Genomic DNA, 25,682 nt, shown 5'->3' with positions numbered 1-25,682 from the left:
TGGCCGATACTGGTCGGGTTATGGAACTCATCCTTGCTGTAGTCATCGCTCTGGTCGTCGCGGTCGCCGTGACGAGCGGGCTCGTGATCAGCGGCCGCAAGAAGAAGCAGCTGCCGCCCGCCGAGCCGCCGTCCACCACGCCGACCATCACCGCTCCGCCCGCCGAACCGCACGTCGGCGAGGAGGCGGAGACGCCGCGGGAGGAACCACGCCGCACGGTCGAGGAGGTCGAGCTCCCGACGGCCGAGGAGGCCGTCGAGACGCCGGCCGCCGTCGAGGACCCGGTCGTCGCCGCGCCCGAGGCCCCGGAGATCGAGGTCCCCGAGCCGACCGCCGGCCGTCTCGTACGGCTCCGTGCCCGGCTCGCCCGCTCCCAGAACTCGCTCGGCAAGGGGCTCCTGACGCTCCTGTCCCGCGAGCACCTGGACGAGGACACCTGGGAGGAGATCGAGGAGACCCTCCTCACGGCGGACGTCGGCGTCGCCCCCACGCAGGAGCTCGTCGAGCGGCTGCGCGAGCGGGTCAAGGTGCTCGGCACCCGCACCCCCGACGAGCTGCGCGGCCTGCTCCGCGAGGAGCTCGTCGCCCTCCTCGGCCCCGACCTCGACCGCACGGTGAGGACCGAGAGCCCCGCGGACGTGCCGGGCGTGGTCATGGTCGTCGGCGTCAACGGCACCGGCAAGACCACCACCACCGGCAAGCTGGCCCGCGTCCTGGTCGCCGACGGCAAGTCCGTCGTCCTCGGCGCGGCCGACACCTTCCGGGCCGCCGCCGCCGACCAGCTCCAGACCTGGGGCGAGCGCGTCGGAGCCCGCACCGTGCGCGGACCCGAGGGCGGCGACCCGGCGTCGATCGCCTTCGACGCGGTCAAGGAGGGCATCGCCGAGGGCGCCGACGTCGTCCTCATCGACACCGCCGGCCGCCTCCACACCAAGACCGGCCTCATGGACGAGCTCGGCAAGGTCAAGCGCGTCGTCGAGAAGCACGGCCCGCTCGACGAGATCCTCCTCGTCCTCGACGCCACCACCGGTCAGAACGGCCTCATCCAGGCCCGCGTCTTCGCCGAGGTCGTCGACATCACGGGCATCGTCCTGACCAAGCTCGACGGCACCGCCAAGGGCGGCATCGTCGTCGCCGTCCAGCGCGAGCTGGGCGTCCCGGTCAAGCTGGTCGGCCTGGGCGAGGGCCCGGACGACCTGGCCCCGTTCGAGCCGGGCGCCTTCGTCGACGCCCTGATCGGCGACTGACCGACTCCCGCGCGAGTCAGCGACGCGTGAGGGCCCCCGCCGTACCCCGGCGGGGGCCCTCACGCATGTCGGCGGCCGTTCCCGAGGCGGGCTCGCGGGTCGTCCCCGCGGCCGGTTCGCGGGTCGTCCCGGCGGCCGGTTCGCGGGTCGTTCCGGAGCCTCAGAAGTGCGTCCGGTGACAGATGTACGCCAGCGTCCCGAGCAGCAGCCGCGCCTCCGGCGGCGCACCCGCCGTGTCCAGCGTCGGCGGACGCAGCCAGCGCACCGGCCCGAGCCCGCCGAGGTCCGACGGGGGAGCGGTGATGTGGGTGCCGGGCCCCAGACAGTGCAGGTCCAGATCGGCGTCGTCCCAGCCCATCCGGTACAGCAGCCGCGGCAGCTCGGCCGCCGCGCCAGGGGCCACGAAGAAGCGCGCCCGGCCGGTCGGGGTCGCGCACACCGGGCCCAACGGGAGCCCCATCCGCTCCAGCCGGACGAGCGCCCGCCGGCCCGCCGCCTCCGCGACCTCGATGACGTCGAAGGCCCGGCCGACCGGCAGCATCAGCGCCGCGCCCGGGTACTCCGCCCACGCCTTCGTCGCGTCGTCGAGACCGGCGCCCGCCGGCACCGGTTCGGCGAAGTCGAGAGGGTGCGCGCCAGGAGCCGTGCACGCCGGATCCCCGCAGGAGCACCGGCCGGACACGGCCCTCGCTCCGGGGACCACGTCCCAGCCCCACAGTCCTGTGTACTCGGCCACCGCTGTGCACTCCGTGGTGCGTACGCGGCGGCGCGAGCCGGACCGCATCTCACGAATGCCGCCGATCGTGAAGCCCATGCCCCCTCCAACGGGTCGAACGCGCCGGTGGTTACGACCCGGAGTGCCGTCGTCACCTTTGGTCACGGTCCGTCGCCCTTTGTGGGGTGCGGTCGTGGGCGGGGTGGTGCGGGCCGCCGCGCGCGCCTCTCCGCGCATCCGTCCGCCGTACTCCGGTTCGTTGCATGTCAAGTGAATCGCGTTCGGCGCGTGGCGAGTTCATTCGAAGGGGTGGCGAATGGTGGCGTTTCTTGAATCGCCCTCACCGGAGGGGTGATCGTAGGATTACTTTCGGTACTCGAACCCCGGGGTGCTCACGCGCACGGGTATGCCGGAGGCAACCCGGTTTCCAGTTCGAAGGAGTGAGAACCCCGGACGAGCGGCCGTGCGAGGCGGCATTCTGATAGGGGTTCGCATGACAGGCAATCAGGTGGATGGGGGCGTTCAGTGGGCGGCAACGGCGCAGACGGTACGACTGCCGGCAAGCGCCCGAACGAGCAGCTGGGCTCGTGGTTCGTGCGCAGCGGCTGGTCCAAGGGCGAACTGGCACGGCAGGTGAACCGCAGGGCGCGCCAGATGGGCGCGCACCACATCTCCACGGACACTTCGCGGGTCCGCCGCTGGCTCGACGGCGAGCAGCCCCGCGAGCCCATCCCGCGGATCCTCTCCGAGCTGTTCTCCGAGCGCTTCGGCTCCGTCGTCGCCGTCGAGGACCTCGGCCTGCGCACCGCCCACCAGTCCCCGTCCGTCTCCGGCGTGGACCTGCCCTGGGCCGGGCCCCAGACCGTCGCCCTGCTCAGCGAGTTCTCCCGCAGCGACCTCATGCTCGCCCGGCGCGGCTTCCTCGGCTCCTCGCTCTCGCTCGCCGCAGGACCCGCCCTCATCGAGCCGATGCAGCGCTGGCTCGTCCCCACCCCGGTCACCGACATCGAGCGCCCCGAGTCCCTCGTGGAGAGCCGCCGCCCCAACCGGCTCTCCGACATCGAGCTCGACCTCCTCGAATCCACCACCGCCATGTTCCGCAAGTGGGACGCCCAGTGCGGCGGCGGACTGCGCCGCAAGGCCGTCGTCGGCCAGCTCCACGAGGTCACCGACCTCCTCCAGGAGCCCCAGCCCGCCGCCACCGCCAAGCGCCTCTTCACCTGCGCCGCCGAACTCGCCGAACTCGCCGGGTGGATGAGCTACGACGTGGGCCTCCAGCCCACCGCCCAGAAGTACTTCGTGCTCGCGCTGCACGCCGCCAAGGAGGCCGGCGACAAGCCCCTCGGCTCGTACATCCTGTCCTCCATGAGCCGCCAGATGATCCACCTCGGCCGGCCCGACGACGCCCTCGAACTCATCCACCTCGCCCAGTACGGCAGCCGCGACTGCGCCACCCCCCGCACCCAGGCCATGCTGTATGCGATGGAGGCCCGCGCCTACGCCAACATGGGCCAGCCCTCCAAGTGCAAGCGGGCCGTCCGGATGGCCGAGGACACCTTCTCCGACGTCGGCCTCGACGGCGAGCCCGAGCCCGACTGGATCGGCTTCTTCTCCGAGGCCGAGCTCAACGGCGAGAACTCCCACTCCTACCGCGACCTCGCCTACGTCGCCGGCCGCTCCCCGACCTACGCCTCCCTCGCCGAGCCCGTCATGGAGCGGGCCGTCGAGCTCTTCGAGAAGGACCCCGACCACCAGCGGTCCTACGCGCTCAACCTGATCGGCATGGCCACCGTCCACCTCCTCAAGCGCGAGCCCGAGCAGTCCGTCGTCCTCGCCGAGAAGGCCCTCGGCGTCGCCCGCAGCATCCGCTCCGAGCGCGTCAACACCCGCCTCCGCAAGACCGTCGACCACGCCGCCCGCAACTACAGCGACGTCGCCGAGGTCGTTCAGCTCACCGACCGCCTCACCCAGCTCCTGCCGGAGGCCGCCGAAGCGGTCTGACCCGCCCAGGACCCCGCCTCGGACCCCGCCCCGGACCTTCCGGACCCACCCCAGACCCCGGCCGCGCCGGACGTCCCGTACTGCCCGACTCGGCTCCCCCGCCGCAAGGTCACACGGACGCCCGGCGCGGTCGGCTTTCGCGTTCCCGGCGGCCGTTCCCGGGCGCGTACCCCCGTGATCCGGCCGTTCACGGCCGCGTAACACGCCACACCCCTTCGTCACCGTCGCGAAACATCGTGCGGCATCGACCGAAACCGCGCTGCGCGAATCTCTGGCCCATAACCGGCCACGCCCCTCGCGGCCGGCCGCTCTCCGGCCCCGCCCCGCACAGGCCGCACCGACGACGAGGAGACGCCGATGGCACCAGCCATCACGACCCTGGCAGCAGACGCCCCCGAGCTGTCCGCCGCCAACACCGGGTTCATGCTCATCTGCTCCGCCCTGGTCATGCTGATGACCCCGGCACTCGCCTTCTTCTACGGAGGCATGGTCCGCGTCAAGTCCACCCTGAACATGCTGATGATGAGCTTCATCAGCCTCGGGATCGTCACGATCCTCTGGGTGCTCTACGGCTTCAGCCTCGCCTTCGGCACCGACTCCGGATCGATCATCGGCTGGTCCTCCGAGTACGTCGGCCTCAGCGGCATCGGCGTCACCGAGCTGTGGGACGGCTACACCATCCCGGTGTACGTCTTCGCCGTCTTCCAGCTGATGTTCGCCATCCTGACGCCCGCCCTGATCAGCGGCGCCCTCGCCGACCGCGTGAAGTTCACGGCCTGGGCCCTCTTCATCGCCCTCTGGGTCACCGTCGTCTACTTCCCCGTCGCCCACTGGGTCTGGGGCTCCGGCGGCTGGCTCTTCGAGATGGGCGTCATCGACTTCGCCGGCGGCACCGCCGTCCACATCAACGCCGGTGCCGCGGCCCTCGGCGTGATCCTCGTCATCGGCAAGCGCGTCGGCTTCAAGAAGGACCCGATGCGGCCGCACAGCCTCCCGCTGGTCATGCTGGGCGCCGGTCTCCTCTGGTTCGGCTGGTTCGGCTTCAACGCCGGCTCGTGGCTCGGCAACGACGACGGCGTCGGCGCCGTGATGTTCGTCAACACCCAGGTCGCCACCGCCGCCGCCATGCTCGCCTGGCTCGCGTACGAGAAGATCCGCCACGGCTCCTTCACCACCCTCGGCGCCGCCTCCGGCGCGGTTGCCGGCCTCGTCGCCATCACCCCGGCCGGCGGAGCCGTCAGCCCCCTCGGCGCGATCGCCGTCGGCGCCATCGCCGGTCTCCTCTGCGCCATGGCCGTCGGCCTCAAGTACAAGTTCGGCTACGACGACTCCCTCGACGTCATCGGCGTCCACCTCGTCGGCGGTGTCCTCGGCTCCCTCCTCGTCGGCCTCTTCGCCACCGGCGGCGTCCAGTCCGAGGCCAAGGGCCTCTTCTACGGCGGCGGCCTCGACCAGCTCGGCAAGCAGGCCGTCGGCGTCTTCGCCGTCCTCGCCTACTCTCTGATCGCCTCCGCGATCCTCGCCCTGATCATCGACAAGACGATGGGGATGCGGGTCAGCGAGGACGACGAGGTCTCCGGCATCGACCAGGTCGAGCACGCCGAGACCGCGTACGACTTCAGCGGAGCCGGTGGCGGCGCGTCCTCGCGCTCCACCGCCGCCCCCGCCCCGGCCGTCACGGAGAACAAGAAGGTGGACGCATGAAGCTCATCACCGCGGTCGTCAAGCCGCACCGGCTCGACGAGATCAAGGAGGCCCTCCAGGCCTTCGGCGTCCACGGCCTCACGGTCACCGAGGCCAGCGGATACGGACGCCAGCGCGGCCACACCGAGGTCTACCGGGGTGCCGAGTACACCGTCGACCTCGTCCCCAAGATCCGCATCGAGGTCCTCGTCGAGGACGAGGACGCCGAACAGCTCATCGACGTCGTCGTGAAGGCCGCCCGAACCGGCAAGATCGGAGACGGCAAGGTGTGGAGCGTGCCGGTCGAGACCGCCGTACGGGTCCGCACCGGCGAGCGCGGTCCGGACGCACTGTAAGCACACGAAGGAGCCGCCGGGTGACGAGCCTCGAAGCGCGTACGAAGAACGAAGATTCGGGACCCGGCGGTTACGCGGCGGCCCGGCTGCTCCTCCTCCACGAGAAGGAGCGGTCCGGGCCGCCGCGCCGTGCCGCCCTCGCCCGGCTCACCGACGACTGGCTGGCCGGCCTCTTCGCCGCCGCCGCACCGCCCCGCGGGACCGCCCTCGTCGCCGTCGGCGGCTACGGGCGCGCCGAGCTCTCCCCGCGCAGCGACCTCGACCTCCTCCTGCTCCACGACGGCAGCGCAGACAAGGCCGCCGTCGCCGCCCTCGCCGACCGGATCTGGTACCCCGTCTGGGACCTCGGACTCGCCCTCGACCACTCCGTCCGCACCCCCGCCGAGGCCCGCACCACCGCCGGCGAGGACCTCAAGGTCCAGCTCGGCCTCCTCGACGCCCGGCACGTCGCCGGGGACACCGGCCTCGTCGCCGCCCTGCGCACCACGGTCCTCGCCGACTGGCGCAACCAGGCCCCCCGGCGCCTCCCCGAGCTCGACGAGCTCTGCCGCGAACGCGCCGACCGCATGGGGGAGCTCCAGTTCCTCCTCGAACCCGACCTCAAGGAGGCGAGGGGCGGACTGCGCGACGCCCAGGTGCTCCGCGCGGTCGCCGCCTCCTGGCTCGCCGACGCCCCCCGCGAGGGCCTCGACGCCGCCCGACGCCGCCTCCTCGACGCCCGCGACGCCCTCCACCTCGCGACCGGCCGGGCCACCGACCGGCTCGCCCTCCAGGAGCAGGACGCGGTCGCCCAGGAGCTCGGCCTGCTCGACGCCGACACCCTGCTCCGCGAGGTGTACGAGGCCGCGCGGATCATCTCGTACGCCACCGACGTCACCTGGCGCGAGGTCAACCGCGTCCTCAAGGCCCGCTCGGCCCGGCCCCGGCTGCGCTCTCTCCTCGGCGGCCGGGGCGGCGGAGGCCGGGCGGGCGCCGGCGGTCGGGCGGGCGGCGCGAAAGCGCCCGTCGAGCGCACCCCCCTCACCGAAGGCGTCGTCGAGATGGACGGTGAGGTCGTCCTCGCCCTGACCGCCAAACCCGAGCGCGACCCCGTCCTCCCGCTGCGGGCCGCCGCGGCCGCCGCGCAGTCCGGCCTGCCGATCTCCCTGCACGCCGTGCGCCGCCTCGCGGCCGCCGCCAAGCCCCTGCCCGTGCCCTGGCCCGCCGAGGCCCGCGAGGAACTCGTCACGCTCCTCGGCGCGGGGGAGTCGACCGTGCCCGTCTGGGAGGCCCTGGAGGCCGAGGGGATCATCACCCGCCTGCTCCCCGACTGGGAGCGCGTGCGGTGCCGCCCCCAGCGCAACCCCGTCCACACCTGGACCGTCGACCGCCACCTCGTCGAGACGGCCGTACGCGCCGCCTCCCTCACCCGCCGCGTCGGCCGCCCCGACCTCCTCCTCGTCGCCGCCCTCCTCCACGACATCGGCAAGGGCTGGCCCGGCGACCACTCCGTCGCCGGCGAGACCATCGCCCGCGACCTCGCCGCCCGCATCGGCTTCGACCGCACCGACACCGGCATCATCGCCACCGCCGTCCGCCACCACCTGCTCCTCGTCGAGACCGCCACCCGGCGCGACCTCGAAGACCCCGCCACCGTGCAGTCCGTCGCCGAGGCCGTCGGCACCCTCGGCACCCTGGAACTGCTCCACGCCCTCACCGAGGCCGACGCCCTCGCCACCGGCCCCGCCGCCTGGTCCTCCTGGCGGGCCTCGCTCGTCGCCGACCTGGTCAAACGGGTCGCCGGCGTCCTCGCGGGCGAGCCCCTCCCCGATCCCGAGGCCGCCGCGCCCAGCGCCGAACAGGAACGCCTCGCGATCGAGGCCCTGCGCACCGGCGAACCCGTCCTCACCCTGCGCACCGAACCGGTCGGCGCACAGCCGGAGGAGCCCGAGCCCGTCGGTGTCGAGCTCCTCATCGCCCTCCCCGACCGGCCCGGAGTCCTCCCCGCCGTCGCCGGCGTCCTCGCCCTCCACCGGCTCACCGTCCGCGCCGCCGAGCTCCGGGCCGTCGACCTCCCCACCGGGATCGGCGCGGGCTCCGGCGCCGGAGGTGTCCTCGTACTGGACTGGCGGGTCGCCGCCGAGTACGGCTCCCTGCCGGAGGCCGCCCGCCTCCGCGCCGACCTCGTGCGGGCCCTCGACGGCTCCCTCGACATCCCCGCCCGGCTCGCCGAGCGAGAGGCGGCCTACCCGCGCCGGCGGGGCCTCACCGCCCCACCGCCCCGCGTCACCGTCGCCGCCGCCGACTCCCGCCTCGCCACCGTCATCGAGGTCCGCGCCCAGGACGCCCCGGGGCTGCTGCACCGCATCGGCCGCGCGCTGGAGGGCGCGGCGGTACGGGTCCGCAGTGCCCATGTCTCCACCCTCGGGGCCAACGCCGTCGACACCCTCTACGTGACCCGTCCGGACGGGTCCCTGCTCCCGGACGAGGAGGCCGTCGACCTGGCGCGAGCGCTGGAGGAGGCGCTGCGGTGAGGCCGTGACCGACCCGCCCCGGCCCACCGGATCCGGTGGGCGGGGGCACATCTTCCGAGCGGCCCGATACCCTGGAGGGCAATCCGACCGCCCCCGACACCTGAGGATCCGCGACCGCCGTGTTCGACACCCTCTCCGACCGCCTTGCAGCGACCTTCAAGAACCTCCGCGGCAAGGGCCGTCTGTCCGAGGCGGACATCGACGCCACCGCGCGCGAGATCCGTATCGCGCTGCTCGAGGCGGACGTCGCCCTGCCGGTCGTCCGGTCCTTCATCAAGCAGGTCAAGGAGCGCGCCCTCGGCATCGAGGTCTCGCAGGCCCTGAACCCGGCCCAGCAGGTCATCAAGATCGTCAACGAGGAGCTCATCGCCATCCTCGGCGGCGAGACCCGGCGCCTGCGGTTCGCGAAGACCGCGCCGACCGTGATCATGCTGGCCGGTCTCCAGGGTGCCGGTAAGACCACCCTCGCCGGAAAGCTCGGCGTCTGGCTCAAGGGCCAGGGCCACTCCCCGCTGCTCGTCGCCTGCGACCTCCAGCGCCCCAACGCCGTCAACCAGCTCTCGGTCGTCGCCGACCGCGCGGGCGTGGCCTTCTACGGCCCGCAGCCGGGCAACGGCGTCGGCGACCCGGTCCAGGTCGCGAAGGACTCGATCGAGTACGCGCGGACCAAGATGTACGACGTCGTCATCGTCGACACCGCCGGCCGCCTCGGCATCGACCAGGAGCTGATGCAGCAGGCCGCGGACATCCGCGACGCCGTCAGCCCCGACGAGGTCCTCTTCGTCGTCGACGCCATGATCGGCCAGGACGCGGTCAACACCGCCGAGGCCTTCCGCGACGGCGTCGGCTTCGACGGCGTCGTGCTCTCCAAGCTCGACGGCGACGCCCGCGGTGGTGCCGCGCTCTCCATCGCGCACGTCACCGGCAAGCAGATCATGTTCGCCTCCAACGGCGAGAAGCTCGACGACTTCGACGCGTTCCACCCGGACCGCATGGCGTCGCGCATCCTCGGCATGGGCGACATGCTCTCCCTCATCGAGAAGGCCCAGCAGACCTTCGACGAGGAAGAGGCCGCCAAGATGGCCTCGAAGCTCGCGTCGAAGAAGGGCCAGGACTTCACGCTCGACGACTTCCTGGCGCAGATGGAGCAGGTCCGCAAGATGGGCTCCATCTCCAAGCTGCTCGGCATGCTGCCCGGCATGGGCCAGATGAAGGAGCAGATCGCCAACATCGACGAGCGGGACGTCGACCGCACGGCCGCGATCATCAAGTCGATGACCCCGGGCGAGCGCCAGGACCCGACGATCATCAACGGCTCCCGCCGCGCCCGTATCGCCAAGGGCTCGGGCGTCGAGGTCAGCGCCGTGAAGGGCCTGGTCGAGCGGTTCTTCGAGGCCCGCAAGATGATGTCCCGCATGGCCCAGGGCGGCGGTATGCCGGGGATGCCCGGCATGCCCGGCATGGGTGGCGGACCCGGCCGGCAGAAGAAGCAGGTCAAGCAGGCCAAGGGCAAGCGCAAGAGCGGCAACCCGATGAAGCGGAAGGCCGAGGAGCAGGCCGCGGCCGAGCGACGCGAGCAGGGACAGCAGGGCGGCGCCTTCGGTCTCCCGGCCGCGGGTCAGAGCCCGAAGGACTTCGAGCTCCCGGACGAGTTCAAGAAGTTCATGAGCTGAGGCCGGAACCGGCGTCGAGGCCGAGGCCGAGGCGCCGGGTGAGGCCCGACGAGGGGCCCGGGAGCGGTGTGAAACCGCCCCGGGCCCCTTTTCACTCCCGTTCTCACCCCACCGGTCCGCCCGCGATGCCGGGTTCCTCCCGCTCTTCGATACTGGGGCCACTGCCGCCCCGAGGAGAGTCACGTGGCCAACCCCGTACCCCCGCGCGACCGGACCGATCAGCCCTGGCGCTCGGAAGGGGCCCCGCAGCCGCCCTCGCCGAAGAAGAAGATGCCGGGGGGCTGGGGCGGACTCATCCTCACCGCGCTCGCCGTGTACCTGATCGCCAACATCGTGCTGTCGTTCTTCAACGACGGCGACGGTCCGACGATCTCGTACACCGAGTTCGACAAGCAGGTCGCCGCCGGCAACGTCACCAAGATCTACTCCAAGGGCGACGCGATCCAGGGGCAGCTGAAGAACAAGCAGCCCGTCCCCGACGGCGACGGCGACTACACCAAGTTCACCACCCAGCGGCCCGCCTTCGCCGACGACGACCTGTGGGCGCAGCTCACCAAGCAGAACGTCACCGTCACCGCCGAGCCGGTCGTCCAGGAACGCAGCTTCCTCGCCAACCTCCTCATCTCGCTCGCGCCGATGCTGCTGCTCGTCGCCCTGTGGGTGTTCATCGCCCGCCGGATGAGTTCGGGCATGGGCGGCGCGGGCGGCATGCTCGGCCGCAAGACCCCGCCCAAACCCGTCGAGCTGGAGGCCGGGGAGAAGCGCACCACCTTCGCCGACGTCGCCGGCATCGACGAGGTCGAGGGCGAGCTCAACGACGTCGTGGACTTCCTCAAGAACCCGCAGGCCTACCGCGCGATGGGCGCCAAGATGCCCCGCGGCGTGCTCCTCGCCGGCCCGCCCGGCACCGGCAAGACGCTCCTGGCCCGAGCCGTCGCCGGCGAGGCCGGGGTGCCCTTCTTCTCCGCCTCCGCCTCCGAGTTCATCGAGATGATCGTCGGCGTCGGAGCCTCGCGGGTACGGGAGCTCTTCGCCGAGGCCCGCAAGGTCGCCCCGGCGATCATCTTCATCGACGAGATCGACACCATCGGCCGCGCCCGCGGCGGAGGCTCCGGCATGGGCGGCCACGACGAGCGCGAGCAGACCCTCAACCAGATCCTCACCGAGATGGACGGCTTCACCGGCTCCGAGGGCGTCATCGTCCTCGCCGCCACCAACCGCGCCGACGTCCTCGACCCCGCCCTCACCCGGCCCGGCCGCTTCGACCGGATCGTCCACGTGAACCCGCCCGACCGGGGCGGACGCGAGGCCATCCTGAAGATCCACACCCGGGAGATCCCGCTCGCCAAGGACGTCGACCTGGAGCACGTGGCCCGGACGACCCCGGGCATGACCGGCGCCGAACTCGCCAACCTCGCCAACGAGGCCGCGCTCCTCGCGGTCAAGCGCGACCAGAAGGCCGTCACCCGGTCCGACCTCTCCGACGCCCTGGAGAAGGTCCAGCTCGGCGCCGAACGGCCCCTGGTGATGCCGGAGGAGGAACGGCGCCGCACCGCGTACCACGAGAGCGGGCACGCCCTGCTCGGCATGCTCCAGCCCGGCGCCGACCCGGTCCGCAAGATCACCATCGTGCCGCGCGGCCGGGCCCTCGGCGTGACCCTCTCGACGCCCGACTCCGACAGGTACGCCTACACCGAGGACTACCTGCGCGGCCGGATCATCGGCGCCCTCGGCGGCATGGCGGCCGAGCAGGTCGTCTTCGGCGTCGTCACGACCGGCGCGGAGAGCGACCTGGAGCAGGTCACCAGCATCGCCCGGGGCATGGCGGGACGCTGGGGCATGAGCGAGCGCGTCGGCCGCCTCACCGCCATCCCGAGCGACGCCCAGCAGGCGTACGGCCTCTCCGCCGCCCCCGCGACCCTCGACACCGTCGACGAGGAGATGCGCCGGATCGTCGACGAGTGCTACGAGAGCGCGGTACGGCAGCTGCGCGAGCACCGGCCCCGGCTGGACGCCCTGGCCGCCGCCCTCCTCGCGAACGAGACGCTGGAGGAGGACGCGGCCTACCGCGCGGCCGGCATCCCCCGCGCCGGCCAGGAGGACTGACCGGACCGACCCGGTACGGGCGCCTCAGCGCACCCGCGCGAGCACGTACCGGAAGACGTTCGGCATCCACACCGTCCCGTCCGCCCGGACGTACGGGGCGAGCGCCTCCTCGATCTCCTTCTCCACCTGCGAGAGCTCGGTCGCCCGTACGGCCTCGTCGAACGCGCCCGTCGACAGCAGCCCGCGCACGGCGCTGGCCCCGTCCGCGTACCCGAAGGGGCACGCCACCCGTCCCGAGCCGGCCGGCCGGAGCCCCGCCCCGGCCACCAGTCCGTCCAGGTCGGCCCGGACCGACGGCGCCCGGTCCGCGAGCCGGTCCGCGACCCGCAGCACCGGCTCCGTGGCGCACCGCTCCGGCGGCCCCCAGCCGGCCAGCACGACCACGGTGCCCGATTGCGCCGTTCGGGTGAGCGCCGCGAGTTCGGGGAGCAGGCCGTCCGTCGCGTGGAAGGCCGTGATCACGTCGTACGGGGCGTCGCCCGCGGGTACGCCGGCTACGTCCGCCGCGACCGGTACGTCCTCCGGGAGGCGCTCCCTGGCCAGCTCCACGCGCGCGTGGTCCCGGTCCACGCCGGCCACCCGCGCGCCCCGCGCCGCCGCCATCAGCAGGGCCAGGCCGGTGCCCGAGCCGAGGCCGAGGAGCCGGGACCGCGCACCCACGCCGACGCGGTCGTACACCGCGTCGTAGAGCGGGACGAGCATGCGTTCCTGGATCTCGGCCCAGTCGCGCGCGGGGTGGTGCGGGACGAGCGTAGGTGTCATGGAAAGAGCCCCAATCCGTGCCTGGACGACAGCCCCCCGTAGTCAGGGAACTGCGCAACCCCGGCCGCGTCCAGTGCTCGCACCGCACCGATTCGTCCGGGGGAGGGCCGATGCGCGCCCGCGTACGCCGACCCGGTAATGTCCCTGCAACGATTCCCGCGCCCGTCCCGGGACGTCCCAGGAGCCCCTCCAGGGGGCGCTCGCACCATGGTTGCGCGCCGGGGCGTATGCCTCACTACGCACCGGCTTGACGTCTCCTGCGCGGCTTCTCCGCAGATCGGCGCACTGGCCCTCGTCAGGACGCATCAACGGCAACTGACGGGTAAGTGCAAAATATTTGGGATGCCCCGGAATGGAACCCGGGGGCACATCGGCTCGTTGTACACGACGTGAGCACGACACCACCTGTTCTCGCCGCAGAGCTGGCACAGGCGTGGGCCGACATTCAGCGGCACCACCCCGAGCTGCCCGATCTTGCCGCGCCCGAGTCCCTGATCGGAGAGTCCTCGTCCGCCTGCGGCGCCGAGCTCTCCTTCGAGCGACTGCTCCACGAGGCAGTCCACGGCATCGCCGCCGCCCGAGGGGTCCGCGACACCTCCCGCGCCGGCCGCTACCACAACCGCAGATTCCTCGCGATCGCCGAGGAGATGGGGCTCGACCACCCCGAGGAGCCACACGCCAGCAGCGGCTTCTCCCTGGTCACGCTCAACCCGGAGGCGCGGCGGCGGTACCGACCCACCATCGAGCGCCTCCAGCGCGCCCTCAAGGCCCACACCGTCGCGACCGCGGCCGACACGAAGCGCTCCTTCCGGGGACCGGCCGCCCGGCACGGCTCCTCCGGCGGCGGCGTCCGCGTCAAGGCCGTCTGCGACTGCGGACGCAACGTGCGCGTGGTGCCCTCGGTGCTCGCCCAGGCGCCGATCGTCTGCGGCGGCTGCGGCAAGCCCTTCCGTATCCCGGAGACCGTGGGCGCCGCGAGCTGACCTCTCGCGGTGTGGCACAATGGCTAGCTGTACTCGACAGTCGCACAGGACCCCTCTCTCCTCCGGCTGACGCGTCCATCGGGCATCCGAGTACCGCAACCCCACGTGGCATCTCAAAGTGCCCAACCACGTCAAGACCAGGAGACACCACTCCAGTGGCAGTCAAGATCAAGCTCAAGCGCCTCGGTAAGATCCGCCAGCCGCACTACCGCATCGTCGTCGCCGACTCGCGCACCCGCCGCGACGGTCGCGCGATCGAGGAGATCGGCCTCTACCACCCGACGTACAACCCGTCGCGTATCGAGGTCGACTCCGAGCGTGCGCAGTACTGGCTGTCCGTCGGCGCCCAGCCGACCGAGCCCGTCCTCGCCATCCTGAAGCTCACGGGCGACTGGCAGAAGCACAAGGGCCTCCCGGCCCCGGAGAAGGCGCTGCTCGTCCCCGCGACCAAGGAGGCCAAGCGCGCGTCGTTCGACGAGTTCGCGAAGGCCCTCGAGGGCGGCGACGACAAGGGTGAGGCCATCACCCCGAAGGCCAAGAAGGCCGACAAGAAGGCTGACGAGGCCGAGGCCGCGTCGACCGAGTCGACCGAGGCCTGAGCATGCTCGAGGAGGCTCTCGAGCACCTCGTGAAGGGCATCGTCGACAACCCCGACGATGTGCAGGTCGCCTCGCGCAACCTGCGCCGTGGCCGCGTGCTGGAGGTCCGGGTGCACCCCGACGACCTCGGCAAGGTGATCGGCCGCAACGGCCGCACCGCGCGTGCGCTGCGTACCGTCGTGGGCGCCATCGGCGGCCGTGGGATCCGGGTCGACCTCGTCGACGTGGACCAGGTCCGCTGAGCAAGTCGGCCGCATCGGTTGAATGATGTCCGGCACGGGCCGGGGAGGGCTTAAGAGCCCACCCCGGCCCGTTGTCGTTTTCGTCGTACGAGCTGTGTGACAGGAGAGTGTGGAGCAGTGCAGTTGGTAGTCGCGCGGATCGGCCGCGCCCACGGCATCAAGGGCGAGGTCACCGTCGAGGTGCGCACCGACGAGCCCGAGCTCAGGCTCGGCCCCGGCGCCGTCCTGCTCACCGACCCGGCCTCCGCCGGGCCGCTGACCATCGAGTCCGGCAAGGTCCACAGCGGCAAGCTGTTGCTGCGTTTCGAGGGCGTCCGCGACCGCAACGCCGCCGAGGCCCTGCGCAACACCCTCCTCATCGCCGAGATCGACCCCGCCGAGCTGCCGGAGGAGGAGGACGAGTACTACGACCACCAGCTCATGGACCTCGACGTCGTCCTCGCCGACGGCACCGAGGTCGGCCGCATCACCGAGATCTCCCACCTGCCCTCGCAGGACCTCTTCATCGTCGAGCGGCCCGACGGCACCGAGCTGATGATCCCCTTCGTCTCGGAGATCGTCACCGAGATCGACCTGGAGGAGCAGCGGGCCGTCATCGACCCGCCGCCCGGCCTGATCGACGACCGCGCCGAGATCGTCTCCTCCCGCGACGCCGAGCCGGGTGAGGACGCATGAGGCTCGACGTCGTCACGATCTTCCCCGAGTACCTCGAACCGCTGAACGTCTCCCTCGTGGGCAAGGCGCGCGCCCGGGGACAGCTCGACGTCCACGTCCACCACCTGCGCGACTGGACCTACGACCGGCACAACACGGTCGACGACACCCCGTACGGCGGCGGCCCCGGCATGGTCATGAAGACCGAGCCCTGGGGCGACGCGCTCGACGAGACGCTCGTCGACGGGTACGAGGCCGGAGCCCACGGCCCGGTCCTCGTCGTCCCGACCCCCAGCGGCCGGCCCTTCACCCAGGAACTGGCGGTCGAGCTCTCCGAGCGCCCCTGGCTGATCTTCACGCCGGCCCGGTACGAGGGCATCGACCGCCGCGTCATGGACGAGTACGCGACCCGCATGCCGGTCTACGAGGTCTCCATCGGCGACTACGTCCTCGCCGGCGGGGAAGCCGCCGTCCTCGTCGTCACCGAGGCCGTCGCCCGCCTCCTGCCCGGCGTCCTCGGCAACGCCGAGTCCCACCGCGACGACTCCTTCGCCCCCGGCGCCATGGCCAACCTCCTGGAGGGGCCCGTCTACACGAAGCCCCCCGAGTGGCGCGGCCGGGGCATCCCCGACGTCCTGCTCAGCGGGCACCACGGGAAGATCGCGCGCTGGCGGCGCGACGAGGCCTTCCGGCGTACGGTCGCCAACCGGCCCGACCTCATCGAGCGCTGTGATCCGGCCGCGTTCGACAAGAAGGACCGCGAGGTCCTCTCGATGATGGGGTGGGCACCCGAACCCGGCGGCCGATTTTGGCGCAGGCTCCCCGACGTGGAACAATAGGCCGCTGTCGTACGTCCGGCGCGCGCCCCTGCCACAGGGGGACCGACGCCCGCCTGGGACGCACGGCATCCCGATCATCCGAACGTACCGCTGATGACCTGTGGCATCAGCGAGGAAAGAGACCTCCATGGCCTCCCTGCTCGACCAGGTCAACGCGGGTTCCCTCCGCTCCGACCTCCCCGCCTTCCGCCCCGGCGACACCGTGAACGTCCACGTGCGCGTCATCGAAGGCAACCGCTCCCGTATCCAGCAGTTCAAGGGCGTCGTCATCCGCCGCCAGGGTTCGGGCGTCAGCGAGACCTTCACGGTCCGCAAGGTCTCGTTCTCCGTCGGCGTCGAGCGCACCTTCCCGGTGAACAGCCCGATCTTCGAGAAGATCGAGCTCGTCACCCGCGGTGACGTCCGTCGCGCCAAGCTCTACTACCTGCGTGAGCTGCGCGGCAAGGCTGCCAAGATCAAGGAGAAGCGCGACCGCTGAGCCCCGGCTCTTCGCTCACGCGACGCTTGAGGTCCTCGCACAGACGGGCCGGATAGGCTCTGTCCCCGATGGACACCGAAGCACAGCACACGGAGCGCGACCCCTCCACCGACACGGAGGACGGGTCGCGCTCCGCGCGCGTTTCCTGGCGGCGTACGGGCGTGCTCGGCGCGGCCTGCGTGGCCTTCCTGCTGCTCCTGAGCCACTTCGTCGTCCAGCCGTTCCTGATCCCCAGCAGCTCGATGGAGCCGACGCTGCAGGTCGGCGACCGGATGCTCGTGAACAAGCTGGCGTACCGTTTCGGCAGTGAGCCGGCCCGGGGCGACGTCGTCGTCTTCGACGGCACCGGCTCCTTCGTACGCGAGGACCTCGGCGGCAATCCGCTCACCGGGCTCCTGCACGACGCCGCCGCCGCCCTCGGCTTCGCCGAACCCGACGAGACCGACTTCGTGAAGCGGGTCGTCGGTGTCGGCGGCGACCGCGTGGTCTGCTGCGACAAGGACGGGAGGCTCACCGTCAACGGTGTCCCCGTCGAGGAGCGGTACGTGATGCTCGGCGACCGGCCGTCCGCCGTCCCCTTCGACATCGTGGTCCCCGAGGGCAGGCTCTGGGTGATGGGCGACCACCGCAGCCAGTCCAGCGACTCCCGCGACCACCTCGGCAGTCCCGGCGGCGGCATGGTCCCCGTCGACAAGGTCGTCGGACGCGCCGACTGGATCGCCTGGCCCTTCGGCCGCTGGTCCACCGTGCCCGGGACGGAGGCCTTCGACGCCGTACCGGCCGCGCCGGCCGGCGGGCACCGCACGGGCCCCCGTGGGTAGCCGCGGCCGCCCGCCGGGCGGGGCCGCCCGGGCTCCCGGCACCGCGCCGCTGCCGGGACGGGCCGAGCGGCGCAGGCTCGCCCGCAAGGTCAAGCGCCGACGGCAGCGCTCCGCGATCCGCGAGATCCCCATCCTCGTCACCGTCGCCGTGCTCATCGCGCTCGTCCTCAAGACCTTCCTCGTCCAGGCGTTCGTCATCCCCTCCGGCTCCATGGAGCAGACGATCCGCATCGACGACCGGGTCCTCGTCGACAAGCTCACCCCCTGGTTCGGCTCCCGTCCCCAGCGCGGCGACGTCGTCGTCTTCAAGGACCCCGGCAACTGGCTCCAGGAGGAGACCGCGCCGGCCTCCGAGGACCCGATCGGCGTCAAGCAGGTCAAGCAGGCCCTGACCTTCATCGGACTGCTGCCCTCCGCCGACGAGCGCGACCTCATCAAGCGGGTCGTCGCCGTCGGAGGGGACACCGTCCGCTGCTGCGGCAAGGACGGCCGGCTCACCGTCAACGGCGTACCCCTGGACGAGCCGTACCTGCACCCCGGGAACCAGCCGTCCACGATCCCCTTCGAGGTGAAGGTCCCGGAGGGGCGGATCTTCGTCCTCGGTGACCACCGCTCCAACTCGGCCGACTCCCGCTTCCACCTCGACGAGAAGGACCACGGCACCATCGCCGAGGAGCAGGTCGTGGGGCGCGCCGTCGTGATCGCCTGGCCCGTCGGGAACTGGCGGAGCCTGGAGGAGCGGGAGACCTTCGCCGCCGTACCGGACGTGCGTGCGGGTTCCGGGTCCGCGCTCGGTCTGTCGCATAGTGTGGCCCCGCGCGATCTGAACGGATTGCCCGGGCTCCCGACCCCTGCGGAACTTCTGCTCGTTATGGGAGTGGTGGGCCTGTCCCTGGTCGGGGGCAGGCGATCGCACGGAGTGAGGAGTTGATGTGGGGGATTTGGCCGTCGGCGCACGTTCCGGACACGATGAGCCCGAGAAGAGGGCCGATGAGGCCATCGGCCACGACGTGACGGGTGACGATGTGACGGACGACGAGCGGGCGCACGACGACGGCGGCGGCGACGGCGGCGACGCCGAGGCGGCGGGCAGGTCGGGCGCGAGCCCGAAGAAGCCGCGTTCCTTCTGGAAGGAACTGCCCCTCCTCATCGGCATCGCCCTGGTGCTCGCGCTCCTGATCAAGACCTTCCTGGTGCAGGCGTTCTCGATCCCCTCGGAATCGATGATGAACACCCTCCAGCGCGGTGACCGGGTCCTCGTCGACAAGCTCACCCCGTGGTTCGGCTCCGAGCCGGAGCGCGGCGAGGTCGTCGTCTTCCACGACCCGGGCGGCTGGCTGGAAGGCCAGACGACCCCCGAGCCGAACGTCGTCCAGAAGTTCCTCAGCTTCATCGGCCTCATGCCGTCCGCCGAGGAGAAGGACCTCATCAAGCGGGTCATCGCGGTCGGCGGCGACACGGTCTCCTGCAAGGAGGGCGGCAAGGTCGTCCTCAACGGCGTGGCCCTGGACGAGAGCGCGTACCTCTACCCCGGCTCCGTGCCCTGTCAGGACTCCTTCGGCCCGATCAAGGTCCCCGAGGGCCGTATCTGGGTCATGGGCGACAACCGGCAGAACTCGCTGGACTCGCGCTTCCACCAGCAGCTGCCCGGCGGCGGCACCGTCGCCAACGACCTGGTCGTGGGCCGCGCCGTCGTGATCGCCTGGCCGGTCACCCGCTGGGCCACCCTCCCGGTGCCCGACATCTTCGACCAGCCCGCGCTCGACAAGGCCGCGGCCGCCGCTCCGCTGGGCGCGACCGCCCTGGCGGGAGCCCTTCCGCTGGTGCTGTGGCGCCGCAGGAAGCGCACCGCGGGGCATACCGCCGAGTAGTGACCCGCGGGTAGATTGCCGTCCCGGACCGTCGACAGACCTCTGGGGTGCGCATGAGCGGAAACAGAAGTGCAGTGGGCGGCCACGGTCGCCTCGGCAGCGTGCTGTCGGGGCTGACCGTGGCCGTCGGCTGTGTGCTCTTCCTCGGGGGCTTCGTCTGGGGAGCGCTGGTGTACCAGCCGTACACCGTCCCCACCGACTCCATGACCCCCACGATCGCCGTCGGCTCCCGGGTCCTCGCCGAACGCATCGACGGTGACGAGGTGCGGCGCGGTGACGTCGTCGTCTTCACCGACGCCCTGTGGGGCTCCTCCCCGATGGTCAAGCGGGTCGTCGCCGTCGGCGGGGACACCGTCGCCTGCTGCGACTCCGACGGCAGGCTCACCGTCAACGGCGAGCCCGTCGACGAGCCCTACCTGAGGCGGGGACCCGGCGGCGCCGTCGTCGCCTCCGGCCAGGAGTTCTCCGTGACCGTCCCCGAGGGGAACCTCTTCCTGCTCGGCGACGACCGCCACACCTCCCTCGACTCCCGTTCGCACATGCAGGAGGCCGGACAGGGGTCCGTACCCCGCTCCGCCGTCGTCGGCAGGGTCGACGCCGTCGCCTGGCCCGCCGAGGGCCTCCTGGAGCCCGCGCAGGGCTTCGCCGGCCTGCCGGGCGGGATCTCCCGGCCGGGGCCCTTCACGGCCCTCTTCACGGCGATCGTTGCCGGGACCGCGCTGATCCTGGCCGGGGCCGCGTACGGGCCCGTGGCGCGCCTCCTGACGCGGCGTCCGGGCGGCGGGACGGGGCCCGGGAAGCAGTCGGGGACAACGTCCGGGCCGGGGGCCTCGCGGGGGCCCGCGGCGGGGGAGAAGGTGGGGACATGACGGATCACGCCTCCCCCGAGGCACCGGAGCCCGCGGTGCGACAGGTGGCCCGGGTCGTCCTCCTCGACCCCGACGACCGCATCCTGCTCATGCACGGGTACGAACCCGACGACCCCGCCGACACCTGGTGGTTCACCCCCGGCGGCGGCCTGGAGGGCGACGAGACCCGGGCGGAGGCCGCCCTCCGCGAGCTCGCGGAGGAGACCGGCATCACCGACGCCGAGCTCGGGCCGGTCCTGTGGCAGCGGTACTGCTCCTTCCCCTTCGACGGGCGCCGCTGGGACCAGGACGAGTGGTACTACCTGGCCCGCGTCCCCCGGACCGCGGCCGAGCCCCGTCCCCAGGCCCTCACGGAGCTGGAGACCCGCAGCCTCGCGGGCCTCAGATGGTGGACCTCCGCCGAACTGTCGGCGGCCCGTGAGACGGTGTACCCGACCAGACTCGCCGAGCTGCTGCGCACGCTGCTCGACGAGGGACCTCCGAGTGCTCCGGTGGTTCTCGCCCCGGAAATCGTTTAGGGGTGCGGCCGACTGGCGCACAATAGGTGGACGCACGGCTGAAGGGGAACATGCCATGAGCGCCGAGGACCTCGAGAAGTACGAGACCGAGATGGAGCTGAAGCTCTACCGGGAGTACCGCGACGTCGTCGGGCTGTTCAAATACGTGATCGAGACCGAGCGGCGCTTCTACCTCACCAACGACTACGAGATGCAGGTGCACTCGGTGCAGGGCGAGGTCTTCTTCGAAGTCAGCATGGCCGACGCCTGGGTCTGGGACATGTACAGGCCGGCCAGGTTCGTCAAGCAGGTCCGCGTGCTCACCTTCAAGGACGTGAACATCGAGGAGCTCAACAAGAGCGACCTCGAACTTCCCGGCAGCTGAATCACCCCCAGGGGTGAGTGAGTTCTCCACAGCGCCCCGGCCCTCCACAGGCCCGCACACGGTCCGGACCGCTCCGTCACAGTCGGTGACGGAGGTGGTACCGCATGAACAGGACCCAAGCCCTCGGACGGTACGGAGAAGAGCTGGCGACCCGTCGGCTCACCGCGACCGGCATGCACATCCTCGCCCGCAACTGGCGCTGCGGCCGAGGCGGCGAGATCGACATCGTCGCCCGTGACGGCGACACCCTCGTCATCTGCGAGGTCAAGACCCGACGCCACGGCGCCTACGAGCACCCCATGGCCGCCGTCACCCCGAGCAAGGCCGAGCGGCTCCGCCGCCTCGCCGCCTGCTGGCTCGACCGCACCGGCACCCCCGCCCCCGCGGGCGGTGTCCGCATCGACCTCGTCGGCATCGTCCTGCCCCGCAAGGGCGCCCCCGTCCTCACCCACGCCCAGGGGGTGGCCTGATGGGATTCGCCCGCACCTGCTCCGTCGCCCTCGTCGGCGTCGAAGGCGTCGTCGTCGAGGTCCAGGCCGACCTCGAACCCGGCGTCGCCGCCTTCACCCTCGTCGGCCTCCCCGACAAGAGCCTCAGCGAGAGCCGCGACCGCGTCCGGGCCGCCGTCGTGAACTCCGGTGCCGAATGGCCCCAGAAGAAGCTCACCGTCGGACTCAGCCCCGCGTCCGTCCCCAAGAGCGGCAGCGGATTCGACCTGGCCGTCGCCGCGGCCGTCCTCGGTGCCGCCGAGCGGATCGACCCCCGCGCCATCGCCGACCTCGTCCTCATCGGCGAGCTCGGACTCGACGGCCGCGTCCGGCCCGTCCGGGGCGTCCTGCCCGCCGTCCTCGCCGCCGCCGACGCCGGGTACCAGCAGGTCGTCGTCCCCGAACAGACCGCCGGCGAAGCCGCACTCGTCCCCGGCATCTCCGTCCTCGGCGTCCGGACCCTCCGCCAGCTGATCGCCGTCCTCACCGACGAACCCGTCCCCGACGAGGAACCCACCGAGGAAGGACGGCCCGACGCCATGCTCGCCGGACTCCTCGTCCCCGGCGCCGGCATCGGCACCGGACTCGCCGCCGGCCCCGCCGCCGGACCCGACCTCGCCGACGTCGCAGGCCAGCACCGGGCCCGCCGCGCCCTGGAGATCGCCGCCGCCGGCAGCCACCACCTGCTGCTCTCCGGCCCCCCGGGCGCGGGCAAGACGATGCTCGCCGAGCGGCTCCCCGGCATCCTCCCGCCCCTCACCCGGCAGGAGTCCCTCGAAGTCACCGCCGTCCACTCGGTCGCCGGCATCCTCCCGCCCGGCGAACCCCTCGTCCGCCGCGCCCCCTACTGCGCCCCCCACCACTCCGCGACCATGCAGTCCCTCGTCGGCGGCGGCAACGGCCTCCCCAGGCCCGGCGCCGTCTCCCTGGCCCACCGCGGCATCCTCTTCCTCGACGAGGCCCCCGAGTTCTCCGGCAAGGTCCTCGACGCCCTCCGCCAGCCCCTCGAATCCGGACACGTCGTCATCGCCCGCGCCGCGGGCGTCGTCCGGCTCCCCGCCCGCTTCCTCATGGCCCTCGCCGCCAACCCCTGCCCCTGCGGGCGGCACACCCTGCACGGCGCCGGCTGCGAATGCCCCGCCTCCCTCGTCCGCCGCTACCAGGCCCGTCTCTCCGGCCCCCTCCTCGACCGCGTCGACCTGCGCGTCGAGGTCGAACCCGTCACCCGAGCCGACCTCCTCGGACAGGGCGGGCGGGGTGAGACCACGGCCACCGTCGCCGCCCGCGTCCAGGAGGCCAGAGCCCGTGCCACCGCCCGCCTCGCCGACACCCCCTGGAATGTCAACAGCGAGATCCCCGGACACGAACTCCGTACGCGCCACCTCGCCGCACCCGGCGCCCTCGCCGCGGCCGAACGCGACATCGAACGCGGACTCCTCACCGCCCGCGGCCTCGACCGCGTCCTCCGCGTCGCCTGGACCGTCGCCGACCTCGCCGGCCACGACCGGCCCGACAGCGGGGACATCGCCCTCGCGCTCGAAATGCGTACCGGAGTCTCCCGCGGCGTGCCCGTCGGAGCGGGGGAGCGCGCATGACCGCCACGGACGAGCGACTCGCCCGCGCGACCCTCAGCCGGACCGTCGAACCCGGCGACGAGCACGCCGGCCGCTGGCTCCACCTCCACGGAGCCGCCGACTTCCTCGACCGGCTCCGCCGCCCCGGCGACGACCCCTTCCCCGGCACCGGGGCGAAACGCGTCGACAGCTGGCGACGACGCGCGACCACCGCCGAACCCGCCCGCGACCTCGACACCGTCCACCGCATCGGCGGACGGTTCGTCATCCCCGGGGACACCGAATGGCCCCGTCAGCTCGACGACCTCGGCCACGCCCGACCGATCGGCCTCTGGCTCCGCGGCCCCGCCGACCTGCGGACCTGGGCCCTGCGCTCCGTCGCCCTCGTCGGCGCCCGCGCCTGCACCCCGTACGGCGCGCACATCGCGGCCGAGCTCGCCACCGGCCTCGCCCGACAGGGCTGGGTCGTCGTCTCCGGAGCCGCCTACGGCATCGACGGCGCGGCCCACCGAGGCGCCCTCGCCGCCGACGGAGCCACCGTCGCCGTCCTCGCCTGCGGCGTCGACACCCCGTACCCCCGGGGCCACGACAGGCTCATCGGCCGCATTGCCGAACAAGGCCTCGTCGTCGGGGAACTGCCGCCCGACAGCCACCCCACCCCCAGCCGCTTCATCCTCCGCAACCGCGTGATCGCCGCCCTCACCCGCGGCACCGTCGTCGTCGAGGCCCAGCACCGCAGCGGCTCCCTCGTCACCGCCCGCGCAGCCGCCCGCCTCGGCCGGCACACCATGGGCGTACCCGGCCCCGTCACCAGCGCGCTCTCCGCCGGCGTCCACGAACTCCTCCGGGGCGACGCCACCCTCGTCACCGACGCCCAGGAGATCGTCGAACTCGTCGGCGACATGGGCGAGCTCGCCCCCGCCCGGCGCGGACCCGTCCTGCCCCGCGACCTGCTCGCACCCGCCGCCGCACACATCCTCGAAGCCGTCCCCGCACGCGGCCCCACCCCCACAACCGTCATCGCCCGACGAGCCGGGACCACCCCCGACGACACCCTCGCGAAGCTGTACGAACTGCATTCGCTCGGCTTCGTCGAGCGGTACGGAGCGGGCTGGCAGTTGACGAACACGGCCACACAGCAGTCGAACGCGCGGCGAGGCGGTACTTGACCTGGAGCATTCGGGTGACAGGGTGAAGCCGATGAACAACCGAGTTGTCTCGGCCGAATCCGAGGGGCCGACACGCGCCGCGGCCCGGGTTCGAAGATGTGGCCGACGGCGTCCACCCGCACCGGCGCGATCCACCGATGTTCGCGCACCGCGACAGCGCACTCACGCTACGCTCACCAGGATTCCCTTCAGGACACCCCACAGGACACCTCCACCGACACACCCGACAGCAGAACGGCTCAAGGCAACGCATGCCCCAGCACACCTCCGGGTCTGACCGCGCTGCGGTGCCCCCAGCAGCCCGGGGCGCCGTGCGACCACCCGCGCCGACCTCGCTCGACGAGCTGTGGCGCTCGTACAAGGACAGCGGTGACGAGCGGCTGCGGGAGCAGCTGATCCTGCACTACTCGCCGCTCGTCAAGTACGTCGCCGGACGCGTCAGCGTGGGGCTGCCGTCCAACGTGGAACAGGCCGACTTCGTCTCCTCCGGGGTCTTCGGCCTCATCGACGCCATCGAGAAGTTCGACGTCGAACGGGCCATCAAGTTCGAGACGTACGCGATCACCCGCATCCGCGGCGCCATGATCGACGAACTCCGGGCCCTGGACTGGATCCCGCGCTCCGTCCGACAGAAGGCGCGCAACGTCGAACGGGCCTACGCGACCCTCGAAGCGCAGCTCCGGCGCACCCCCTCCGAGAGCGAGGTCGCCGCGGAGATGGACGTCACGCTGGAGGAACTGCACGCGGTATTCAGCCAGTTGTCCCTGGCGAACGTGGTGGCCCTGGAGGAGCTGCTGCACGTCGGTGGCGAGGGCGGCGACCGCCTCTCGCTGATGGACACCCTGGAGGACACGGCGGCGGACAACCCCGTGGAGGTGGCGGAGGACCGCGAGCTGCGCCGACTGCTCGCCCGGGCGATCAACACGCTCCCCGAGCGGGAGAAGACCGTCGTCACGCTCTACTACTACGAGGGCCTCACGCTGGCGGAAATCGGCCATGTCCTCGGTGTCACCGAGAGCCGCGTGAGCCAGATCCACACCAAGTCGGTCCTCCAGCTCCGCGCCAAGCTCGCCGACGTCGGACGCTGACCCGTCCGGGGCCGGTCGTACAGTGGAGCCGTGCCCAGGATTCGAGCGGCCTCCGTGGCCGAGCACCGG

25 protein-coding genes are annotated in these 25,682 nt (G+C 72.2%); 23 read left to right on the top strand and 2 right to left on the bottom strand.

The window, feature by feature from the left end:
* Window positions 1–20: 20 nt before the first annotated feature.
* Window positions 21–1,247 (top strand): signal recognition particle-docking protein FtsY, encoded by a 1,227-nt coding sequence (gene ftsY, locus ACF08F_RS26855; RefSeq protein ID WP_392301093.1) that lies wholly within the window; start codon window positions 21–23, stop codon window positions 1,245–1,247.
* Between the two features lie 160 nt (window positions 1,248–1,407).
* Here the strand turns inward: ftsY and ACF08F_RS26850 are convergent, their stop codons facing one another.
* Complete coding sequence (locus ACF08F_RS26850; RefSeq protein WP_392301092.1) at window positions 1,408–2,061, bottom strand: bifunctional DNA primase/polymerase; 654 nt, start codon at window positions 2,059–2,061, stop codon at window positions 1,408–1,410.
* 426 nt (window positions 2,062–2,487) lie between these two features.
* On the opposite strand from ACF08F_RS26850, the gene ACF08F_RS26845 reads away from it, so the two are divergent.
* The 6 genes from ACF08F_RS26845 to ftsH all read left to right on the top strand — a co-directional run bounded on the left by ACF08F_RS26845 (window position 2,488) and on the right by ftsH (window position 12,294).
* Window positions 2,488–3,963, top strand: coding sequence for a hypothetical protein (locus ACF08F_RS26845; RefSeq protein ID WP_392301091.1), 1,476 nt, complete (start codon window positions 2,488–2,490; stop codon window positions 3,961–3,963).
* Window positions 3,964–4,320: 357 nt separating this feature from the next.
* Window positions 4,321–5,667 carry an ammonium transporter gene (locus ACF08F_RS26840; protein ID WP_392301090.1) on the top strand — a complete coding sequence of 449 codons (1,347 nt, stop codon included), beginning with the start codon at window positions 4,321–4,323 and terminating at the stop codon, window positions 5,665–5,667.
* Window positions 5,664–6,002: a P-II family nitrogen regulator gene (locus ACF08F_RS26835; protein ID WP_015036464.1), complete on the top strand. Its 339-nt coding sequence runs from the start codon at window positions 5,664–5,666 to the stop codon at window positions 6,000–6,002. Before ACF08F_RS26840 ends, ACF08F_RS26835 begins: the two co-directional genes overlap by 4 nt.
* Before the next feature lie 20 nt (window positions 6,003–6,022).
* The gene (locus ACF08F_RS26830; RefSeq protein WP_392301089.1) at window positions 6,023–8,515 is read left to right on the top strand and encodes a [protein-PII] uridylyltransferase; all 2,493 of its coding nucleotides are present in this window, start codon (window positions 6,023–6,025) and stop codon (window positions 8,513–8,515) included.
* 119 nt (window positions 8,516–8,634) lie between these two features.
* Window positions 8,635–10,188 (top strand): signal recognition particle protein, encoded by a 1,554-nt coding sequence (gene ffh / locus ACF08F_RS26825; RefSeq protein ID WP_392301088.1) that lies wholly within the window; start codon window positions 8,635–8,637, stop codon window positions 10,186–10,188.
* A 183-nt stretch (window positions 10,189–10,371) separates the two neighbouring features.
* On the top strand, window positions 10,372–12,294 hold the full coding sequence (gene ftsH / locus ACF08F_RS26820; RefSeq protein WP_392301087.1) for an ATP-dependent zinc metalloprotease FtsH: 1,923 nt from the start codon (window positions 10,372–10,374) through the stop codon (window positions 12,292–12,294).
* Between the two features lie 24 nt (window positions 12,295–12,318).
* On the opposite strand, the gene ACF08F_RS26815 is transcribed toward ftsH, so the two are convergent.
* Entirely contained in the window at window positions 12,319–13,056 is a 738-nt protein-coding gene (locus tag ACF08F_RS26815; RefSeq protein ID WP_392301086.1) for a methyltransferase domain-containing protein, read from the bottom strand.
* A 389-nt stretch (window positions 13,057–13,445) separates the two neighbouring features.
* Between ACF08F_RS26815 and ACF08F_RS26810 the strand changes: the two genes are divergently transcribed.
* From ACF08F_RS26810 to whiG, 16 genes are all read left to right on the top strand, one after another.
* The gene (locus tag ACF08F_RS26810) at window positions 13,446–14,039 is read left to right on the top strand and encodes a hypothetical protein (protein WP_024755886.1); all 594 of its coding nucleotides are present in this window, start codon (window positions 13,446–13,448) and stop codon (window positions 14,037–14,039) included.
* 155 nt (window positions 14,040–14,194) lie between these two features.
* Window positions 14,195–14,638: a 30S ribosomal protein S16 gene (rpsP, locus tag ACF08F_RS26805; RefSeq protein ID WP_030325634.1), complete on the top strand. Its 444-nt coding sequence runs from the start codon at window positions 14,195–14,197 to the stop codon at window positions 14,636–14,638.
* A 2-nt stretch (window positions 14,639–14,640) separates the two neighbouring features.
* The gene (locus tag ACF08F_RS26800; protein WP_005311361.1) at window positions 14,641–14,880 is read left to right on the top strand and encodes an RNA-binding protein; all 240 of its coding nucleotides are present in this window, start codon (window positions 14,641–14,643) and stop codon (window positions 14,878–14,880) included.
* A 117-nt stretch (window positions 14,881–14,997) separates the two neighbouring features.
* A complete protein-coding gene (rimM, locus tag ACF08F_RS26795) occupies window positions 14,998–15,555 on the top strand; it encodes a ribosome maturation factor RimM (protein WP_392301085.1) in 558 nt (185 codons plus the stop codon).
* Window positions 15,552–16,373: a tRNA (guanosine(37)-N1)-methyltransferase TrmD gene (gene trmD, locus ACF08F_RS26790; RefSeq protein ID WP_392301084.1), complete on the top strand. Its 822-nt coding sequence runs from the start codon at window positions 15,552–15,554 to the stop codon at window positions 16,371–16,373. Before rimM ends, trmD begins: the two co-directional genes overlap by 4 nt.
* Before the next feature lie 127 nt (window positions 16,374–16,500).
* Complete coding sequence (rplS, locus tag ACF08F_RS26785) at window positions 16,501–16,851, top strand: 50S ribosomal protein L19 (protein WP_015036473.1); 351 nt, start codon at window positions 16,501–16,503, stop codon at window positions 16,849–16,851.
* 68 nt (window positions 16,852–16,919) lie between these two features.
* Window positions 16,920–17,672, top strand: a complete 753-nt coding sequence (lepB, locus tag ACF08F_RS26780) for a signal peptidase I (protein WP_392301083.1) — start codon at window positions 16,920–16,922, stop codon at window positions 17,670–17,672.
* Window positions 17,665–18,603, top strand: a complete 939-nt coding sequence (lepB, locus tag ACF08F_RS26775; RefSeq protein ID WP_392301082.1) for a signal peptidase I — start codon at window positions 17,665–17,667, stop codon at window positions 18,601–18,603. Before lepB (ACF08F_RS26780) ends, lepB (ACF08F_RS26775) begins: the two co-directional genes overlap by 8 nt.
* A 67-nt stretch (window positions 18,604–18,670) precedes the next feature.
* Window positions 18,671–19,543 (top strand): signal peptidase I, encoded by an 873-nt coding sequence (gene lepB / locus ACF08F_RS26770; protein ID WP_392301148.1) that lies wholly within the window; start codon window positions 18,671–18,673, stop codon window positions 19,541–19,543.
* Window positions 19,544–19,596: 53 nt separating this feature from the next.
* On the top strand, window positions 19,597–20,412 hold the full coding sequence (gene lepB / locus ACF08F_RS26765) for a signal peptidase I (RefSeq protein WP_392301081.1): 816 nt from the start codon (window positions 19,597–19,599) through the stop codon (window positions 20,410–20,412).
* The gene (locus tag ACF08F_RS26760) at window positions 20,409–20,930 is read left to right on the top strand and encodes an NUDIX hydrolase (protein WP_392301080.1); all 522 of its coding nucleotides are present in this window, start codon (window positions 20,409–20,411) and stop codon (window positions 20,928–20,930) included. The genes lepB (ACF08F_RS26765) and ACF08F_RS26760 overlap by 4 nt, the downstream gene beginning before the upstream one ends.
* A gap of 55 nt (window positions 20,931–20,985) precedes the next feature.
* A complete protein-coding gene (locus ACF08F_RS26755) occupies window positions 20,986–21,294 on the top strand; it encodes a DUF2469 domain-containing protein (protein ID WP_005311352.1) in 309 nt (102 codons plus the stop codon).
* A gap of 104 nt (window positions 21,295–21,398) precedes the next feature.
* Window positions 21,399–21,764, top strand: a complete 366-nt coding sequence (locus ACF08F_RS26750; RefSeq protein ID WP_392301079.1) for a YraN family protein — start codon at window positions 21,399–21,401, stop codon at window positions 21,762–21,764.
* Window positions 21,764–23,377 carry a YifB family Mg chelatase-like AAA ATPase gene (locus ACF08F_RS26745; RefSeq protein WP_392301078.1) on the top strand — a complete coding sequence of 538 codons (1,614 nt, stop codon included), beginning with the start codon at window positions 21,764–21,766 and terminating at the stop codon, window positions 23,375–23,377. The genes ACF08F_RS26750 and ACF08F_RS26745 overlap by 1 nt, the downstream gene beginning before the upstream one ends.
* Window positions 23,374–24,525, top strand: coding sequence for a DNA-processing protein DprA (dprA, locus tag ACF08F_RS26740; RefSeq protein ID WP_392301077.1), 1,152 nt, complete (start codon window positions 23,374–23,376; stop codon window positions 24,523–24,525). Before ACF08F_RS26745 ends, dprA begins: the two co-directional genes overlap by 4 nt.
* A gap of 251 nt (window positions 24,526–24,776) precedes the next feature.
* Window positions 24,777–25,613, top strand: coding sequence for an RNA polymerase sigma factor WhiG (whiG, locus tag ACF08F_RS26735; RefSeq protein ID WP_392301076.1), 837 nt, complete (start codon window positions 24,777–24,779; stop codon window positions 25,611–25,613).
* The last annotated feature ends 69 nt before the right edge of the window (window positions 25,614–25,682 follow it).

This window comes from Streptomyces sp. NPDC015130, assembly GCF_043080005.1.
In the GTDB taxonomy this organism is placed as follows: Bacteria; Actinomycetota; Actinomycetes; order Streptomycetales; family Streptomycetaceae; genus Streptomyces.
The sequence above is the reverse complement of the archived record's forward strand: the minus strand, read 5'-3'. Positions and strand labels throughout refer to the sequence as shown.

Coding starts and splice junctions, on each gene's coding strand:
- trmD (WP_392301084.1), top strand. CDS start 15,552: ATGAGGCTCGACGTCGTCACGATCTTCCCCGAGTACCTCGAACCGCTG.
- ACF08F_RS26800 (WP_005311361.1), top strand. CDS start 14,641: ATGCTCGAGGAGGCTCTCGAGCACCTCGTGAAGGGCATCGTCGACAAC.
- ACF08F_RS26840 (WP_392301090.1), top strand. CDS start 4,321: ATGGCACCAGCCATCACGACCCTGGCAGCAGACGCCCCCGAGCTGTCC.
- lepB (WP_392301081.1), top strand. CDS start 19,597: ATGAGCGGAAACAGAAGTGCAGTGGGCGGCCACGGTCGCCTCGGCAGC.
- ACF08F_RS26745 (WP_392301078.1), top strand. CDS start 21,764: ATGGGATTCGCCCGCACCTGCTCCGTCGCCCTCGTCGGCGTCGAAGGC.
- ftsY (WP_392301093.1), top strand. CDS start 21: ATGGAACTCATCCTTGCTGTAGTCATCGCTCTGGTCGTCGCGGTCGCC.
- ACF08F_RS26750 (WP_392301079.1), top strand. CDS start 21,399: ATGAACAGGACCCAAGCCCTCGGACGGTACGGAGAAGAGCTGGCGACC.
- ACF08F_RS26835 (WP_015036464.1), top strand. CDS start 5,664: ATGAAGCTCATCACCGCGGTCGTCAAGCCGCACCGGCTCGACGAGATC.
- ACF08F_RS26760 (WP_392301080.1), top strand. CDS start 20,409: ATGACGGATCACGCCTCCCCCGAGGCACCGGAGCCCGCGGTGCGACAG.
- ACF08F_RS26755 (WP_005311352.1), top strand. CDS start 20,986: ATGAGCGCCGAGGACCTCGAGAAGTACGAGACCGAGATGGAGCTGAAG.
- lepB (WP_392301083.1), top strand. CDS start 16,920: ATGGACACCGAAGCACAGCACACGGAGCGCGACCCCTCCACCGACACG.
- dprA (WP_392301077.1), top strand. CDS start 23,374: ATGACCGCCACGGACGAGCGACTCGCCCGCGCGACCCTCAGCCGGACC.
- whiG (WP_392301076.1), top strand. CDS start 24,777: ATGCCCCAGCACACCTCCGGGTCTGACCGCGCTGCGGTGCCCCCAGCA.
- rplS (WP_015036473.1), top strand. CDS start 16,501: ATGGCCTCCCTGCTCGACCAGGTCAACGCGGGTTCCCTCCGCTCCGAC.
- ACF08F_RS26850 (WP_392301092.1), bottom strand. CDS start 2,061: ATGGGCTTCACGATCGGCGGCATTCGTGAGATGCGGTCCGGCTCGCGC.
- ACF08F_RS26815 (WP_392301086.1), bottom strand. CDS start 13,056: ATGACACCTACGCTCGTCCCGCACCACCCCGCGCGCGACTGGGCCGAG.